Genomic DNA, 15,991 nt, shown 5'->3' with positions numbered 1-15,991 from the left:
TGCTCACCGGGTCCGCACGCCTCGGCACGGTTGGCGAGAGGGCACGGGCTGACGCCGGTCGTCGCGGGTACGGCCGCCCGTGCAAGTCGTGTGCAAGACCTACTCGGACCCTGGTCGACGGGTCTTCCGACCGGGCGGACCGGGAACTCCAGCCCGGTCGGAACACCCGTACCCATGCTGCCTGTCCGGAGGACCCTGTGAGCACGAGCGGTGGGCGCCGCCTTCCTTGGCCCGAGTGGTTCAGCGAGTTTGCCGCCACGGCGATCCTGCTGTTCGTGATGGTCGCGTTGTTCCGGGTGCTCTACGGCACGGACAGTTCGGTGGCCCACGCGCTCCCCGCGGCAGGGGGCAGGCTCGCGATCGACGCTCTGGTGAGCGGCGGCACCGTGGGCCTGCTGGTCGCCTCTCCCTTCGGGCGGCGCTCCGGTGGCCACCTCAACCCGGCCGTCACGCTGGCCTTCTGGCTGCTGCGCGCCCTTTCCGGGCGTGATGCGGTGGCCTACGTCTTGGCCCAACTCGCGGGATCGGCGGCCGGTGTGGCGGCAGGACGCCTGCTGTGGGGCGAGCGGGCGGCGACTCGGAAGGTCGGCTACGCCACCGTCAGGGCGGCCGACGGTGTGCCCTGGAGCCTGGTCTTCGCCGCGGAGGCCGCGGCCACGGCCATGATGCTCGCCGCCGTGGTCCTCGTCGCGACCCGGCCTCGGCCGGTCCTCCCGGTGCCCGTCGTCGTTGCCGGTGTGGTCGCCGGGCTGATCCTGCTGGTCGGCCAAGGGGCCGGCGGCAGCTTCAATCCGGCCCGGCAGTTCGGCCCGGCACTGTTCGCGGGGGACGTCACCTGGCTGTGGGTGTATCTGACGGCACCGCTCGTCGGTGCCGGGGCATTCGCCCTGGTGCGGTCCCGGGTGCGGACGGCATTGCCGCTGCCCTGCCCCCTGTGCGAGCGGCATTCCTGTCACGTCCCGGTCCGCCTGACCGCGGCGGAGTCGTAGCGGCGTCCCCGCGCCGTGGCCCACAGCCGGTGGCCGGATCCGTGGGATCCATGGCCCGTCCACCCGCCATCGTCGCCCACGGCAGGGCGGTTGGTACCGGACGTGCGCGCGGGAGCCGACCCCGGTCCCCGCGTGCGAACCCCGAAGGATCCGAAGCATCCGAGAAAGGCTTTCTGCGATGTCCGACACGACTCCCCTGAACCCCCGGGGGCCCGCGATGAACTCCGCGCCCTCCCCGGTGGCGAAGTCTCGGCCGGAGTTCCTGGTCGCGCTGGGTCTGGCCGCCGGTCCCGTGGTCGCGCTGGGCTTCACCCGGTTCGCCTACGCCCTGCTGCTGCCCGCCATGCGCGAGAAGCTGCACTGGAGCTACGCCTCCGCCGGAGGCATGAACACCGCCAACGCCCTGGGCTACATCATCGGCGCCGCCACCGCGGCGTGGTGGTCCCGCCGCTTCGGCGCCCGGGCGGCGTTCGTGTGGTCCATGGTGATCAGCGCCGCGGCCCTGCTGGCCTCGGCGTCCACCGGGGACCTCGCCGGACTCGCCGTCCTGCGGTTCGTCGGCGGTCTGAGCACCGCGGTCACCTTCGTGGTCGGCTCGGCGCTCGCTTCCCGCGTCCACAACGGCGGTCAGCAGTCCCGCTCCGCGGCACTCGTAGCCGTCTACATGGCGGGCGTGGGCATCGGTGTGGTCCTCTCCGGCGTCGTGGTGCCCGCGGCGCTCACGGCCTGGGGTGTGTCCGGCTGGCAGGCCGGATGGCTGCTGATGGGCGTCCTCGCGCTCGTCGCCGTCGCCCCCGCGGTCTGGGCCTCGCGCCATGTGCCCGAGGCGACCGGCGCGGCGGCCGCCCAGCGTGGCAAGGCCGGTCTGAAGGTGCTCGCACCGACGTTCGCCTGGTACGTGCTGTTCGGCGCCGGCTACGTGTCGTACATGACCTTCGTCATCGCCTTGCTGCACAGCCAGGGCATGAAGACCTGGGGCACAGCGACGTTCTTCATCGTGCTGGGGGCGGCCTCCGCGGCCGCGACCCTGCTCGTGTGGGGCCGGCTCATCGGCCGGCTGCGCGGCGGCACGGCGCCGGCGCTGGTGTCCGTCGTCGTCCTGGTCGGTGTGCTGCCGGTGCTGCTGTGGCACGGCACGGTCGCCGCGATCGTCTCGGCGGTCGTCTTCGGCGGCTCGTTCATGGCCGGGCCCACCGCCGTCACCGTGCTCGCCCGCCGGATGCTGCCCCAGCACGCCTGGACCTCCGGCATCGCCCTGCTGACCGTCGCCTTCAGCGTCGGCCAGGCGGTCGGTCCGCTGGTCTCCGGCCTGCTGTCGGACTCCTCCGGCGGCATCGCCAAGGGCCTGTGGCTCTCCGTGGTCCTGCTGGCCGTCTCCGCCGCGGTCGCCCTCGTCCAGCGCGAGCGCGGTGCCGTCGAGCACCGGCACCAGGACGCCACGGCCCCCCTCCCCGTTCCCGCCGACCGGTCCGCCGTCGAGCGCTGACCGGCCCACAGCTCCGAGGAGTCCCCGCCATGTTCCACCGCATCCTGGTCGCCGTCGACGGTACCGATGCCTGTCACAGTGCCGTCGAAACCACCGCCGAACTCGCCTCGCTGACCGGCGCGACCGTACGGGTCCTGCACATCGACACCTCCGACGTGGTCTACGACACCGTGGTCCCACTGGAGGACGACCCGACCGCGCACCGGACCCTGCAAGGCGCCGTGTCCGCCCTGCGGCAGGCCGGCGTCGAGGCCGACGGCGAGCTGCTCGACGGTCTGGTGTCCGATGTGGCACCCGCCGTCGAGCAGGCCGCGGAGCGCTTCGGCGCCGATCTGATCGTCGTCAGCCCGCACCACCGTGGCCGCCTCGCGTCCTGGTTCGCGCCGAGCGTCAGTGACGCCATCGCCCGCACCAGCGAGACCGCCGTACTCCTTGCTCCTGGAAGGAGCTGACATGCCCACCCGCGACGTGCTGGTCACCGAGCGGGCGGGCATGACCCGCTCGGTCGCCGTCGGCTCGCACCGACTGGTCGCCGACGAGCCGGCCCCGTACGGCGGCGACGCGGGACCGAATCCCTTCGAGTTCGTTCTCGCCGGCCTGGGGACGTGCACCTCGATGACCCTGCGGATGTACGCGGACCGTCATGCGTGGCCGCTGCGCGACGTCCGGGTACGGCTGCGGTTCGACGGTCCGGCCGTCGTCCGGGAGATCTCCCTGGAGGGGGATCTCGACGACGACCAGTGGCACAGGCTCATGTCCGTGGCCGAGCGCTGTCCCGTCAACCGGCTGCTGAGCTCGCCGGTGCCGATCACCACCGTGCCCGTGGAGAACAGTGGGCACACCGCCGAATCGGCGGACACCGTGCAGAAGCAGAAGTAACGGCGCAGAAGCAAGAAGCAAGAAGCAAGAAGCAAGAAGCAAGAAGCAAGAAGCAGCGGCAGGCGGCCCCCGCCCCGGAGAGGCCGCCCCGGCCGCACCCTGGAAAGGCGACGCGCACCATGCGCCAGATCGTCCTCGTCCGGCACGCGGAGACGGCGTGGAACCGGTCCCGCAGGTACTACACCGGGCAGGACGACCCCACACTGACGCCCGCGGGCGAGAGCGAGGCCGCGCTCCTGCGCCCGCACCTCGCGGTCCACCGCGACGCGCACGTGCTGTGCAGTCCGGCGCTGCGAACCCGCCGTACGGCGATGCTCGCGGGGCTGGAGGCCGGCTTCAGCGCGGATCTCCGGGAGTGGAGCTACCGGCTCCCCGACGGCCACACCGTCGACGACGGCTGTGCGGCGGCGCCGTGCCGCCACGACGTGTGGGACAGCGCGCTCCGGTCGGGACCGTGCACGGGCGAGTGCCTGCCGGAGGTCACCGCGCGGGCGGACTACGTCCTCGACTGCGCCCGACGTCTGCTGGCCGGCGGCAGGGACGTGGTGCTGGTGACCCACGGCAACCTCATCCGTATCCTGACTGCCCGGTGGCTCGGCCTGCCCGCCGGCGCGGGCGCGCACCTGGCCCTGCGGACCGCCTCCATCGGGCGTCTCGCGATGTACGACGCCAGGCCCAGTCTGCTGGGATGGAACTTCAGCCCGGCCTTCGACGTGCTCCCCGTTCCTGCGCCGCAGACGCGCCCGGACCCGTTCTCTCCGGCCGAGAGCCGACCTTGAGGCAGGAGCCTGGCTCGTTCGACGGGCGTCACTGGGGCCGGTGGTTCCCGACTCGCTTGTGAGATGGGTGAACGCCTGGGGGAAGTCGGCGAGTTGCTCTGCCGACTGGCCGATCCGGCACGGTGGACGCCTCGTTCGACCGGTGCCTGGCTGGGCCGTGCCCTGTTCGAAGGGCGGTCCGCGGAGCGCACCTTGCCACGGACGACGAGGGGTGATTCAGGCTGGTCGGCGCGGTGCGGGCGGGCATTCACTCGCCGAACAGCCGGTCTCCCGGCCCGGCAGCGTGACGACGCGGCGTACCGCGACACTCGCGGATGCCACGCGGAAGCCCCGCCGCGTCGATGAAGGCGAGTCCGGCCGCGTCCACCGTGATGCTTGCTGCCTGCTCGACGCGGACGTCAGGGCGGAACGCCGGCGATGTCGAGTTCGGCTCACGGGTTTCCTCCGGGTCGGTCGGTGAATCCTGTGGCACGCGGGGGTGTGGGCCGCTCACCTGTCCCAGCCTTCGCCGTTCCCGGCCCGCCGGCATCGGGGTCAGCGCGGATTCGCCGGTTCGCTCCCGAGGGTGAGGACCGGAGGACGGCGCCGCCGTGGTGTCCTGTCGTGAGTCATCCCTTCGCGCCGTGCCGCTCCAGGGGCAGCGCAGCGCGGACGAGGAAGCCTCCTTCGGGACGTGGGCCGGTGTGCAGGGTGCCCCCCAGGGCGGCGACGCGCTCGCGCATGCCGACCAAGCCGTGTCTCCCGCCGGCCGGCAGTACGGTCGTCGCGGCACCGGAGGGCCGTCCGTCGTCGCGCACCGTCACGGTCAACAGGTCGTCCCGCCATTCCAGTACGACGTCCGCGCGGGTGAGCCCCGCGTGCTTGAGGCTGTTGGTCAGGGCCTCCTGTACGACCCGGTAGGCGGTGAGTCCGGTTCCGGCCGGAACCGGCCGGGGGGTGCCGAACGACGTCCACCGCACGCGCAGCCCGGCCTCGCGCACGGCGCCCAGCAGGCGAGGGATGTCCGCGATCCCACGATCCCGCCTCCCCTCCGCCCCGGTCTCCTCCTCGGCGCGCAGCACCTCCAGCAGACGGCGGAGTTCGACGACGGTGGCCCGGCCCGTCTCCTCGATGGTGGCGTGCAGTTCGCGGATCCTGCCGGGGTCGCTCTCCCGGATCCGCCCCGCGGCGGCGGCCTGGATGACGATGAGGCTGACGTTGTGGGCCACGATGTCGTGCAGCTCTCGGGCGATCCGGGCGCGCTCCTCCGCGACGGCGGTGCGTGTCCTCGCCCGCTGCTCCCGTTCCGTGTCGGAGGCGTACTGGGGCGTCCTCGCCGCCGTGGCCCGGCGCACCCGCTGCGGGCATCCCATGACCCACCCGAACGCCAGCGCGCCCACGACCGTCGCGATCAGGCCCGTGGACGCAGTGGCGTCCCCGAGCGGCCGGGACAGCATGAGCACGGTGGCGGCGGCGCTCACGAGAGACAGGGCGAGCAGTGCGGCGACGGCGGGAGGGCGCACGCGCCATCGCGCGGGCACCGCCCGGCCCATGGTCTCGCCCGTCATGGAGTCCGTCACGGAGCCAGTCATGGAGTCCGTCATGGAGCCGGTCATGGAGTCCGTCGAGGAGTCCGCCATGGTGTGGGTCATGGAGACAGTTCCTTCCCGCGCCGGAGCTCTTCCCGGTCCAGTTCCGGGCAACGTGTCGCACCGCTCGGCGCCGTTCGGGAAAAGCCTCGGAGAATCCCCCGCATTTCCGGACGGACACATCTCTGCCGGATCCGAGGGAATCACGGCCGGATGCGCGCGGCCGTCCTGCCTGTCAGCCGCCGGCGCCGGCCATGCGCTCCGCGGTGTGGGCGGTGCGTGTGGTGCGGAACCGCGCACGGTAGGCACCAGGGGTGACACCGAGTCCGCGCTGGAAGGCGCGTCGCAGGGTCTCCTCGGAGCCGAAGCCGGAGCGCCGGGCCACGACGTCCAGTGGGTCGGTGCCGGACTCGAGCAGCGTCTGGGCCGCCTCGATCCTGATCTGCTCCACGAAGTGGGTGGCGGTCGTGCCGATTTCGGCGCGGAAGAGGCGGGTGAGCTGCCGCACGCTCATGCCGGTCCGGCGGGCCAGGGCGTCCAGGCTGTGGTCGCTGGCCGGGTCGGCGGTGACCGCGTCCAGAGCCGCCCGTAGCGTCTCGTGCCGGGGCTGGCGCGCCGCTTGGCGGACGCTGAACTGCGACTGGCCTCCGGGGCGCGCCATGAAGACGACCAGATACTTCGCCGCCGCGCGTGCCACCTCGGGCCCGAAGTCCTCCTCGACCAGGGAGAGGGTGAGATCGATGCCGGAGGTGACACCTGCCGAGGTGATGGTCTTGCCGTCCCGGACGAAGATCGAGTCCCGGTCGACGTCGATCGCGGGGAAGTTCTCCGCGAGTTCCGCCGCGAGGCACCAGTGCGTGGCCGCCCGGCGTCCGTCGAGCGCTCCGGTGGCGGCGAGCGGGAACGCGCCGGCGCACACCGAGGCGACCCTGCGTGAGGGCCGCAGCAGACGGCTGATCCCGGCGATGAGCTCGCGATCGGCCACCGCCGCCCGCCAGTCGAACCGACCGGGGACGATCAGGGTGCCGATCCGGCCGGAGACCTCTTCGAGGGCCGTGTCCGCGGCGAGCCTGGCCCCGGCCGTGGTGTGCACCTCCCTCCCGCTGCAGGAGGCGGTGAGCAGCCGGTAGTCGGCGCCGTGATCGTTGGCCGAGGCGTAGACCTCCAGGGGGCCGGTGACGTCCAGCAGCTGGACGCCGTCGAAGAGCACCATCACCACCGGGTGCGGCCGACTCCGCTCCGTCCGACCTTCCATGACCACAGCGTCCGTCCGCTGTCCCCTCGGGGCAAGGGGGGCGAGGCGGTCGCGGCCCGGCGTTCGCGTCGTACCGGATCAGCCGTCCGTGGCTGGCTCGCCGGGTACGGGGCGACGGGCCGGCCGACGGATCCGGAAACGCGCCCGATAGGCGCCGGGGGTCATGTCGAATGCCCGCACGAAGGCGCGGCGCATGGTCTCGGCGGAACCGAAACCGCTTCTCCGGGCGACGAGGTCGAGAGGGTCCGTTCCGGTTTCCAGCAGTCCCCGTGCGGCTTCGAGGCGGATCTGCTCGACGAACCGGGTGACCGTCGTGTCGGCCTCCTTGCGGACCAGCCGGGTCAGGTGGCGCACGCTGACGCCGGCCCGTGCCGCGAGCGCGGACAGGCTGTGGTCCGCACCCGGTTCGGCGGTCACCGCATCCAGCACGGTGCGCACGGCGGCGCTGCTGCGGTAGCGGGCCTGCATGCGCACGCTGAACTGGGACTGGCCGCCGGGCCTTGCCATGAAGACCACCAGGAATCTCGCCACCGCCCGGGCCGCCTCCGGCCCCAAGTCCTCCTCCACCAGGGAGAGGGTCATGTCGATTCCCGAGGTGACACCGGCGGACGTGACGTACCGCCCGTCCCGCACGAAGATCGACTCACGGTCCACCCGTACCGCGGGGTAGCGGGCGGCGAGGTCGTCGACCAGTTGCCAGTGGGTGACGGCCAGGCGTCCGTCGAGCAGCCCGGTCGCCGCGAGCGGAAAGGCTCCGGCACAGACCGCGCTGACCCGCCGGGCGGAGCGTGCCAGCCGCGCGAGGTGGCTGACCAGGTCGCAGTCCGAGACCGCCGCCCACCAGTCGGGGCGGCCGGGCACGACGAGGGTCCCGACGCGGCCGGTGAACTCCTCCAGGGCCATGTCGGCCGTGAGGCCCAGGCCCGAGGTGGTGGTGACCTCCTTGCCGCCGGGAGAGACGGTGACGATGCGGTACCGGCCGCCGTGCCGATTGGCGGCCGCCCACACATCCAGCGGCCCCGTGACGTCCAGGGCCGCGACCCCGTCGAAGAGGACCATCACCACGGTGTGGGGTGGGCGCGCATGTGCCGTGGCGGCGCGGTCGTTCGACGTGCTCATGCCGTTCATGGTCGCGTCGGGGCGCGCAGGCCACCACAGGTCACCAGGACAGGTGACCCTCGGATCGGGCCGCCACGTGCCCGCGTCCCGCCGCCGGTGAATCGAGCCGGGCCGGGGCCGCGACCTGCTGCCGGTGATGCGGGTCGGGCCGGGGCCGGCCGCGTCACCTGCTGATCCGCAGGAGGGATACGGCGGCGGCTCCTCACCCCTGCGGCGGAGGCGCGAAACCGCTCGCGAGGCAGAGGAACGGCTCTGGGGACGACACCACGATGAGAACAGGAACCGGGCGGCCAAAAGGGCCGTCCGGCGCGTTGAAAGGGTGCAGCAGCATGCCGCACAGTTCATGGATCACCGACCGCGCTCGTCGCAGGGTCCGCCGTCGGGTGGCCGCGACGATCGGGGCGACTCTCGTCGCAGGGGCTGTCCTCGGGGTGGGGCAGGGTGCGCACGCCGACGGATGGGCCCCTCGCCCGTCGGAGCGGCACCACTCCTTCCCGGCCGAGCCGGTGATGCGCAAACTGACGCCGGAGGTGCGCGCCCAGCTCGACAACGCCATCCGGAACGTGCTCAGGACGACGAAGACGCCGGGTGTCACGGTGGGCCTGTGGGCGCCGGGAAACGGCAGCTACGTAAGGGCCTTCGGAACCGCTGACAAGACGACGAACGCGCCCATGTCGCCGGGGTTCAACATGCGCATCGGCAGTGTCACCAAGACCTTCACGGTCACCGCGCTGCTGCGTCTGGTCGATCAGAAGCAGGTGAGCCTGGAGGATCCGATCTCGCGCTATGTGTCCGGCGTCCCGAACGGCGACCACATCACGCTGCGTCACCTCGCCGAAATGCGCAGCGGTCTGTTCAACTACCTCCTCGATCCCGACTTCGGCAAGGACTATCTGACCGACCCCCGCCGCGTGTTCACCACGGCCGAGATGCTCGCCTACTCCTTCAGGCATCCGGTCGCCTTCGCGGCGGGCGGCAAGTACCAGTACAGCAACACCAACACCGTCCTTCTGTCGATGGTGGTGCAGAAGGTGACCGGGCAGCCGTTCGACCGTTACGTGGCCGAGCACGTGCTGAAGCCGGCTCACCTGAAGCACACGTTCATGCCGCAGGGCACCGAGTTCCCGGCGCCGCACGCCCGCGGGTACACCGACCAGACGGCGGACGGCTCGATCGAGGACGCGACGGACCGGAACCCGCTGGGTGGCCCGTCCGGGGCGATGATCTCGAACCTGGACGACATGCGGTCCTGGGCAGCCACGCTCGCCGAGGGGACACTGCTGTCCCCGGCCACCCAGGCCGAGCGGCTCACGATGAAGCCGACGGGTCTTCAGGGCGTGGGCTACGGCCTGGGAGTGTTCGACGTCCACGGGTGGATCGGGCACAACGGATCGCTGCCCGGCTACCAGACGGTGGTAGTACGTCTGCCCGCGGCCAGGGCCACGCTCGTCGTGCACACCACCAGTGACATCGACTTCCAGGGTGATGCGCTGGGCACGAAGTTCGCTCAGGCCGTCACGAGCATCGTGACTCCGAAGAACGTGTACACCCTCAAGCCCGCTGGCCCGGCGCACGGGTAACCGCCCACGAGCAGCGCGCGTCAGCCGGGCCGCCGCCCTCACAGGGCGGCGGCCCGGCTGACGTGTGACTCGGGCGGAGACCGACGTGTGATTCGGGCGAAGAGGTGACGCCCTCACATGTCCCGGCCCGACGGTCAGGAGCCTGCCGCCGGGCGGACCAGGCCGGTGTCGTAGGCGAGGATGACCGCCTGCACCCGGTCGCGCAGCTGGTACTTGTCGAGGATGTGCGCGACATGCGTCTTCACGGTGGCCTCGCTGACGTGCAGTTGCCGAGCGACCTCGGCGTTCGACAGCCCCCGGCTGAGTGCGCGCAGCACGTCCAGTTCCCGGGCGGTCAGCGCGTCGAGGGTCGGTGGAACGGCGGGCGGGGCGTGGTCGGCGAGGCGGGAGAAGCGGTCGAGGAGTCTGCGGGTGACCCGCGGCGAGATCACCGCGTCGCCCCGGGCGACCGTCCGGATCGCGTCCACCAGGGAGTCGGCGGGGCCGTCCTTGACGAGGAAGCCGCTCGCGCCCGCCCGCAGGGCGTCGTGCACGTGTTCGTCGAGGTCGAACGTGGTGAGAATGATGACGCGACTGGCTGAACCCGATTCGACGATGAGCCGGGTCGCGTCGACACCGTCCAGGCACGGCATGCGGATGTCCATCAGCACGACATCGGGCTGAAGCGCACGTGTGCTGTCGACGCCGGCCTGTCCGTCCCCTGCCTCCCCTACGACGATCATGTCGGGTTCGGCTTCGAGGATGAGCCGGAAGCCGGTCCGGATCATGGGCTGATCGTCGACGAGAAGCACGCGGATGGCGGTCATGGACCCTGTTCTCCTTCAGTCGTGCCACACTCGCTCCCGGCGGGCACCGGAACGGTGGCGTGAACGCAGAATCCGCCGTCCGGACGCGGTCCGGTGTGCAAGGCGCCACCGATGGCGGCGATGCGCTCCCGCATGCCCACCAGTCCGTGACCGGCGCCTCTGACCGCCGCTCTGGGCGTCGGCAGGATGGTGCCCGGCCGTCGGCCCTCGTCGCACACGCGCACGGTCAGGGACCGGTCCGTCCCCCAGTCGAGGCTGAGGCGCGCGCGGGTGTGACCCGCGTGCTTGAGCGTGTTGGTCAGGGCTTCCTGGGCGACACGGTAGACGGCGAGCTCGGAGCCGGCGGGCAACTGCGCGGGCTCGCCCCTGGACGTGAAGTCGACGTCGAGCCCGGCCGTGCGTACCGACGCCACCAGCCGGGGGATCTCCCGCAGCGTGGGCTGCGGCAGCTGCCGGCCCGGGGCACCGTCCTCGTTCTCGTCCGTCCGCAGCACGTGCAGCAACTGTCGCAGCTCTCCCACGGCCGCCCGGCCCGTCTGTTCGATGATGTGGTGCAGTTCGTGGGCCTTGGCCGCGTCGCGGTCCTGCACGCGGTCCGCGGCAATGGTCTGCACGACCATGAGGCTGACGTTGTGGGCCACGATGTCGTGGAGTTCACGGGCGATACGAGCACGCTCCTGAGCCACGGCTGCGCGGGCGTTCGCATCCTGTTCCCGCTCCAGGGCGGCGGCCTTCTCCACCGCGTCCTGAGCCAGCGCCTTACGGGCCCCGGACAGCCGGCCCAGCGCCCAGGCCGCGATTAGCAGGATCATCGTGGTGACGGCATTGGCCGTGCGGAAGCCGGGCTCGATCAGCGCCTCGGCGACGGCGACAGCGGGAATCACGGCCGTGACGACGATCGTGGCGACGCGGCGCGAGGACCGTACGGCGGTCAGGAAGGTGGCAACGGCGACGCCCAGGTAGGGCACCCCGATCGAGGTGCCTGCCGGTCCCACCGGCGGCGGAACATAGTGGCAGGCCTGCATGGCGCCGACGGCCGCGGCGACGGATAGCAGCACGGCCAGCGGCCACTTGCGGTGGACGGCCAGCGGGAGTCCCGACAGCAGCGCGAGCACCAGTCGCCATGTGTCGGGATGGCTCAGGGGTGGCCCGCCCGCGGGCTGCTCGGGGACGGCCAGCCCCCCGACCATGACGAGCAGGGCCAGGACCATGTCGACGACGGCCTGCGGCACGCGGCGCCGCGCGATCGAGTCGAGATAGGTCATGTATGTCACCGTAGACGCGCTTCGTCCACACGCCCTCTGCCGCGAGAGCGAGCCCGGAGCGGCTGCCTCGTCCTTGTGGCTGTCATCCCGGATGAGGAGCGCCACCGCGGTTCGCGCCGGCCGCGACCAGCGTGTGCTCCGTCCACCGGCCGATGCCCGCGCGCCGGCTCGCTCCGGCAGCCGATCCGCCGTGTCACCGGCACGGCCGGGGAATCGGCGATCCGTCCGGGCATGGTGGGAACGGCGGCGCTCGCGGCAGTGGCGGCACTGGTTCCGGCACGGGCCGTGCTGCGCACGCGTCCCGTCGAGGCGATCGGCACCAGGCAGTAACGCTTGACGGCCACGGCACGAACGATGAGCGGCCCGAGCGGGATGCGCCATGCGCGGCCGCTTCCCGGAACAGACCGAGCCCGGCTCCCTCGCTGAGGGAGCCGGGCTCAGTTGCCACGCGCCGACGGACTCGCGTCACCCGCGGACGGACGCGGCGTGCCGGTCCTGTTCCGGAAGGAACGTCGCCATCGCGGGTCCGGCGCTTTCGCGTGCGCCGTGCAGCTTGCGGCCTTCGACATCGACATCGGGCAGAACCCTGCGCAGCCACCTCGGCAGCCACCAGGCCGCGTCGCCGAGGAGCGCCAGCACCGCGGGCACGATCGCCATGCGGACGACGAAGGCGTCGAGCAGTACGGCGACGGCGAGGCCGAGACCGATCATCTTGACCGAGTCCTCGCCTGAGGCGATGAAGCTGCCGAAGACGGCCGTCATGATCACCGCGGCCGCGGTCACCACGCGTCCGCCGTGGTGGAAGCCGGTGACGATCGCCTGCCGTGATGTCTGCCCCGCCGCATGGGCCTCGCGCATCCGCGTGACCAGGAAGACCTCGTAGTCCATGGCAAGACCGAACACGATGCCCACCATGAAGATCGGCATGGTGCTCACGATCGGCCCGGTCTGCTCCACGCCCAGCGCGTCGGCCAGCCAGCCCCACTGGAAGACGGCGACGACCGCGCCGAGTGCCGATCCGATGGACAACAGGAACCCGAGGGCCGCCTTGAGCGGGACCAGAACGGACCGGAACACCAGCATCAACAGCAGGAACGCCAGGCCGACCGTGATGCCCAGATAGGGCAGCAGGGCCCCGTTGATCTTGGCGGAGAAGTCGACCTTCATACCCGTCTGTCCTGTGACGAGGAGCGGGGCACCCGTGGCGTCGCTCAAGTCCGCCCCCGCGTCCCGAATTCTGTGCACGAGGTTCTCGGTCTTGACGCTGCCCGGCTTGGTGCTCGGTACGACTGTGATCACCGCGGTGTCGTGGGCCGGGTTGAAGGTGGCCCTCCCTACGGCGGCCACACCGTCCATGCCTCGCACCGTGGACCTGACCTGCCGTGCCGCCGCGTCGGCGTGGTGGCTGCGGTGGGCGTCGACGACCACCGTCAGGGGGCCGTTGACCCCGGGTCCGAATCCTTCGGAGATCAGATCGTAGGCCTTGCGCTGTGTGCTGGCGGCCGGCATCGCACCCTCGTCGGGCAGGCCGAGCTTCAGGGACGCGGCCGGTACGGCGAGGGCGCCGAGGCCGATGACCGATGCGACCAGCACCGACACCGGCCGCCGCAGCACGAACCGCGCCCAGCGGGCGCCTACGGTCGACCGACCACCAGCCCGCTTCGCGGGTGCCCGGCGGCCCCGTCGGCCGACTATCCGCTTGCCCGCGATCGCCAGCAGCGCCGGGAGCAGGGTGAGCGCGACGATCACGGCGAGGGCGACCGTACCGGCCGCCGCCAGCCCCATTTTCGTCAGCACGGGGATACCCACCACGGACAGGGCCGCCAGGGCGATCACCACCGTGAGGCCGGCGAACACGACCGCCGAGCCCGCTGTGCCCGTGGCCCGGCCGGCGGCCTCCTCCCTGTCCCGCCCCTCGGCCAGTTCGGTCCGGTAGCGAGTGACGATGAACAACGCGTAGTCGATGCCGACCGCCAGGCCCAGCATCATCGCCAGGGTGGAGGTGGTGTCGCCGAGGTCGAGGGTGTGGGCGAGCGCGCTGATCGTGGAGACGCCGATGCCCACACCCAGGAGCGCGGTGAGCAGGGGCAGACCGGCGGCCACCAGCGACCCGAAGGTGAGGACCAGGACCACCGCAGCGATCGCGACACCCACGATCTCCGCCCCTGAGTCCCCCTCGTCCTGCTGTACGGCACTGCCGCCGACCTCGACGGTCAGTCCACCGGTACGCGCCTTCTGCACCGTGCTGAGCAGGGTGTCCTTGGCCGTCTCGCTCAAGGTGGCCGCTTGGGCCCGGTAGGTGACCGGCGCAAAGGCGGTGGATCGGTCCTCGCTCACGGTGCCGGCTCGGAACGGGTCGGCGACATCGGCCACTTGGGGCGAGCTGTGTCTGACCGCGGACAGGGTCTTCTCGATGGCCGCTCGGGTGCCTGGTTCGGTGACCTTGCGGCCGCCCGGCGCCTTGAAGACCACGCGGGCCGTCGCGCCGTCGGCCGCGGCACCGGGAAAGCGCTCCTTGAGCAGATCGACGGCCCGCTGGGCCTCCGTCCCCGGCATGGAGAACGAGCTCGGGGTGGGAGGCGTCGCCGCGGACGCCCCGAGGCCGGCCAGGACGAGGAGTGCGACCCAGGCCACGGCCACGCCGTACCGGTGCCGGAAGGCGAATCTGCCCACTCTGTAGAGAAATGTAGCCACGCGGCTGTGCTCCGCTCGCAGTCGATGTGCTCAGGAAAGGCAAATGCCCCGCTGGTCAGGGCACTCGTCCAGTCTTGGGCGCCCAGGCACCCAGTCCTTCCGCACTCACGACGAGCTTTGGGCTCAGCCGTGGGAATGAGCTGCATGCGAAGTCATCCACGAGACCGACACGGTCCCGGCCGACACGCGGGAGAGCCAACGGCCGGCCCGTGGGTGGTCGCCGCCGACATGGGCCCGACGCCGGGGGTCGTAGTGGACGAGTTGCCGCACCGTCCGCGTCCAGCACGTCCATCAGCCTGACCACATGGGCGGGGTCGCGCCCGCCGGTTAGCCGGTGCCGTCCGGGCAGCCGACGGCGGCCCGAGGCGTACCCGTCCTACCCTTCTATCCGGAGCTACGGCGGCCGGGCGGTGCTGAGTGGGTCAACGGTCCGGAGGCGGTGCGGCGGCCGGGAGGGACCTGCTGGGCGAAGGCCTGCAGCGCCACCGAGCTGTTCGCCGGCAGAACGGCCATCAGGCCGAGGTCCTGCGCCTCTGCGACCGTGGCTGCGGCTTCGCTGCCTTCGGGGACGAAGGCCAGGCGGACGTGCCCGTCGCCGGAGCCGCGGCGGTCCACCGGCGCGACCGCACCATGGGTGCCGTCCGGCAGGGTCACCCACAGCTGGAAGTCGTCGTACCGGACGAAGTCCGCGCCCTTCACCGGCCAGGGATAATGGTGTTCACCAGGCACGCTGGGAAGGATCCCCTGGTGGTTCCCGTGACTCAGAGGCACGCATGAATTGAACAGTGAGTCGGTCCACGCCTCGACGCCGTCGGCGTCCTTGATCGGCGTGCGCAGCAGATCCTCGGCGCGCCCGTAACCCAGTTCCGAGAGGGCGGGCAGGGTGAGCGGAAAGGCGTCGACCAGTTCGGCGGCCTCCTGCCGGAGCCGGTCCACCTTCTCGGGGTCGGCACAGAACTGCATGCTCCACTCGATGCCGACCCGGGCGCGGTACATCCGCCAGCCGCCGGATCCCTTGACCCACAGGCTGCCGCCGTGGTGCATCTCCCAGTGCTCGGAACCGTTCGGTCCAGGATCGACGGGCCTGGGCCCGTAGGGCAGGTCCGCGTCCTCCATCTCGCGAAGGATCTCGTGTGCCGTCTTCTTGGCGGCGCGGAACTGCGCGGACTCAAATCGTTTCGGGTGTTCGACGAGGCGGATCTTCCACGGATGGTTCTCCGATTCGATGCCGCCCGGCCGGAGTTCGGTGTGGGCCATGCCTTACCTCCTCGGACCGGCCCCACGGGCTGGCCACCGGCTCACGCGGCGGAATCTCCCCCCGGTTCAATCGTCCGCCTCGGATCGGTCGGTCGCGACTCGAGGAGAGGCACCGTCAGGTACGGGACCGGAGACGGCCGGGTGCACGACGGGCTGCAGGAGAGCAGGTCCGCTGTCGAAAGACGGCGGAAAGTGGCTCGTTGGTGCACGGACGATTGGGAGACCAAGGCAACGAGGCCACGCATCGGCGCGAGTTGCAGGCGTTCACTTGGGAAATTACCCTCAAATTGGAGCCCGAGAACTCCCGTGGCCGC

The 15,991-nt window shown here is 71.6% G+C and carries 13 protein-coding genes; 6 read left to right on the top strand and 7 right to left on the bottom strand.

Going from position 1 to position 15,991, the window contains the following annotated elements; translation table 11 throughout:
* The first annotated feature begins 197 nt into the window (after nt 1-197).
* The 5 genes from ABZ865_RS33845 (at nt 198) to ABZ865_RS33825 (ending at nt 4,133) form a co-directional block, all read left to right on the top strand.
* Nucleotides 198-989: an aquaporin gene (locus ABZ865_RS33845; RefSeq protein ID WP_361239043.1), complete on the top strand. Its 792-nt coding sequence runs from the start codon at nt 198-200 to the stop codon at nt 987-989.
* Nucleotides 990-1,167: 178 nt separating this feature from the next.
* A complete protein-coding gene (locus tag ABZ865_RS33840; RefSeq protein ID WP_361239041.1) occupies nt 1,168-2,475 on the top strand; it encodes a YbfB/YjiJ family MFS transporter in 1,308 nt (435 codons plus the stop codon).
* A gap of 29 nt (nt 2,476-2,504) precedes the next feature.
* On the top strand, nt 2,505-2,927 hold the full coding sequence (locus ABZ865_RS33835) for a universal stress protein (protein WP_361239039.1): 423 nt from the start codon (nt 2,505-2,507) through the stop codon (nt 2,925-2,927).
* Nucleotide 2,928: 1 nt separating this feature from the next.
* Complete coding sequence (locus tag ABZ865_RS33830) at nt 2,929-3,354, top strand: OsmC family protein (RefSeq protein WP_361239037.1); 426 nt, start codon at nt 2,929-2,931, stop codon at nt 3,352-3,354.
* Between the two features lie 119 nt (nt 3,355-3,473).
* On the top strand, nt 3,474-4,133 hold the full coding sequence (locus tag ABZ865_RS33825) for a histidine phosphatase family protein (RefSeq protein WP_361239035.1): 660 nt from the start codon (nt 3,474-3,476) through the stop codon (nt 4,131-4,133).
* A gap of 608 nt (nt 4,134-4,741) precedes the next feature.
* On the opposite strand, the gene ABZ865_RS33820 is transcribed toward ABZ865_RS33825, so the two are convergent.
* The 3 genes from ABZ865_RS33820 to ABZ865_RS33810 all read right to left on the bottom strand — a co-directional run bounded on the left by ABZ865_RS33820 (nt 4,742) and on the right by ABZ865_RS33810 (nt 8,075).
* A complete protein-coding gene (locus ABZ865_RS33820) occupies nt 4,742-5,764 on the bottom strand; it encodes a sensor histidine kinase (protein WP_361239033.1) in 1,023 nt (340 codons plus the stop codon).
* A 172-nt stretch (nt 5,765-5,936) separates the two neighbouring features.
* The gene (locus ABZ865_RS33815) at nt 5,937-6,956 is read right to left on the bottom strand and encodes a GlxA family transcriptional regulator (protein WP_361239031.1); all 1,020 of its coding nucleotides are present in this window, start codon (nt 6,954-6,956) and stop codon (nt 5,937-5,939) included.
* 78 nt (nt 6,957-7,034) lie between these two features.
* The gene (locus ABZ865_RS33810; RefSeq protein WP_361239029.1) at nt 7,035-8,075 is read right to left on the bottom strand and encodes a DJ-1/PfpI family protein; all 1,041 of its coding nucleotides are present in this window, start codon (nt 8,073-8,075) and stop codon (nt 7,035-7,037) included.
* A gap of 329 nt (nt 8,076-8,404) precedes the next feature.
* Here ABZ865_RS33810 and ABZ865_RS33805 point away from each other — a divergent pair, with 329 nt between their 5' ends.
* On the top strand, nt 8,405-9,655 hold the full coding sequence (locus tag ABZ865_RS33805) for a serine hydrolase domain-containing protein (RefSeq protein WP_361239027.1): 1,251 nt from the start codon (nt 8,405-8,407) through the stop codon (nt 9,653-9,655).
* A gap of 134 nt (nt 9,656-9,789) precedes the next feature.
* Here the strand turns inward: ABZ865_RS33805 and ABZ865_RS33800 are convergent, their stop codons facing one another.
* The 4 genes from ABZ865_RS33800 to ABZ865_RS33785 all read right to left on the bottom strand — a co-directional run bounded on the left by ABZ865_RS33800 (nt 9,790) and on the right by ABZ865_RS33785 (nt 15,677).
* The gene (locus tag ABZ865_RS33800; RefSeq protein ID WP_361239025.1) at nt 9,790-10,461 is read right to left on the bottom strand and encodes a response regulator transcription factor; all 672 of its coding nucleotides are present in this window, start codon (nt 10,459-10,461) and stop codon (nt 9,790-9,792) included.
* Nucleotides 10,458-11,726: a sensor histidine kinase gene (locus tag ABZ865_RS33795; RefSeq protein WP_361239023.1), complete on the bottom strand. Its 1,269-nt coding sequence runs from the start codon at nt 11,724-11,726 to the stop codon at nt 10,458-10,460. The genes ABZ865_RS33800 and ABZ865_RS33795 overlap by 4 nt, the downstream gene beginning before the upstream one ends.
* A 465-nt stretch (nt 11,727-12,191) precedes the next feature.
* The gene (locus ABZ865_RS33790) at nt 12,192-14,420 is read right to left on the bottom strand and encodes an MMPL family transporter (RefSeq protein ID WP_361239021.1); all 2,229 of its coding nucleotides are present in this window, start codon (nt 14,418-14,420) and stop codon (nt 12,192-12,194) included.
* Nucleotides 14,421-14,804: 384 nt separating this feature from the next.
* Nucleotides 14,805-15,677: a DUF6424 family protein gene (locus ABZ865_RS33785; RefSeq protein WP_361239019.1), complete on the bottom strand. Its 873-nt coding sequence runs from the start codon at nt 15,675-15,677 to the stop codon at nt 14,805-14,807.
* Between the last annotated feature and the right edge of the window lie 314 nt (nt 15,678-15,991).

The organism is Streptomyces sp. NPDC047085 (assembly GCF_040643735.1).
Taxonomy (GTDB): domain Bacteria; phylum Actinomycetota; class Actinomycetes; order Streptomycetales; family Streptomycetaceae; genus Streptomyces.
Note: the sequence above shows the minus strand (reverse complement) of the source record. Positions and strands in the feature narration are given on the sequence as shown.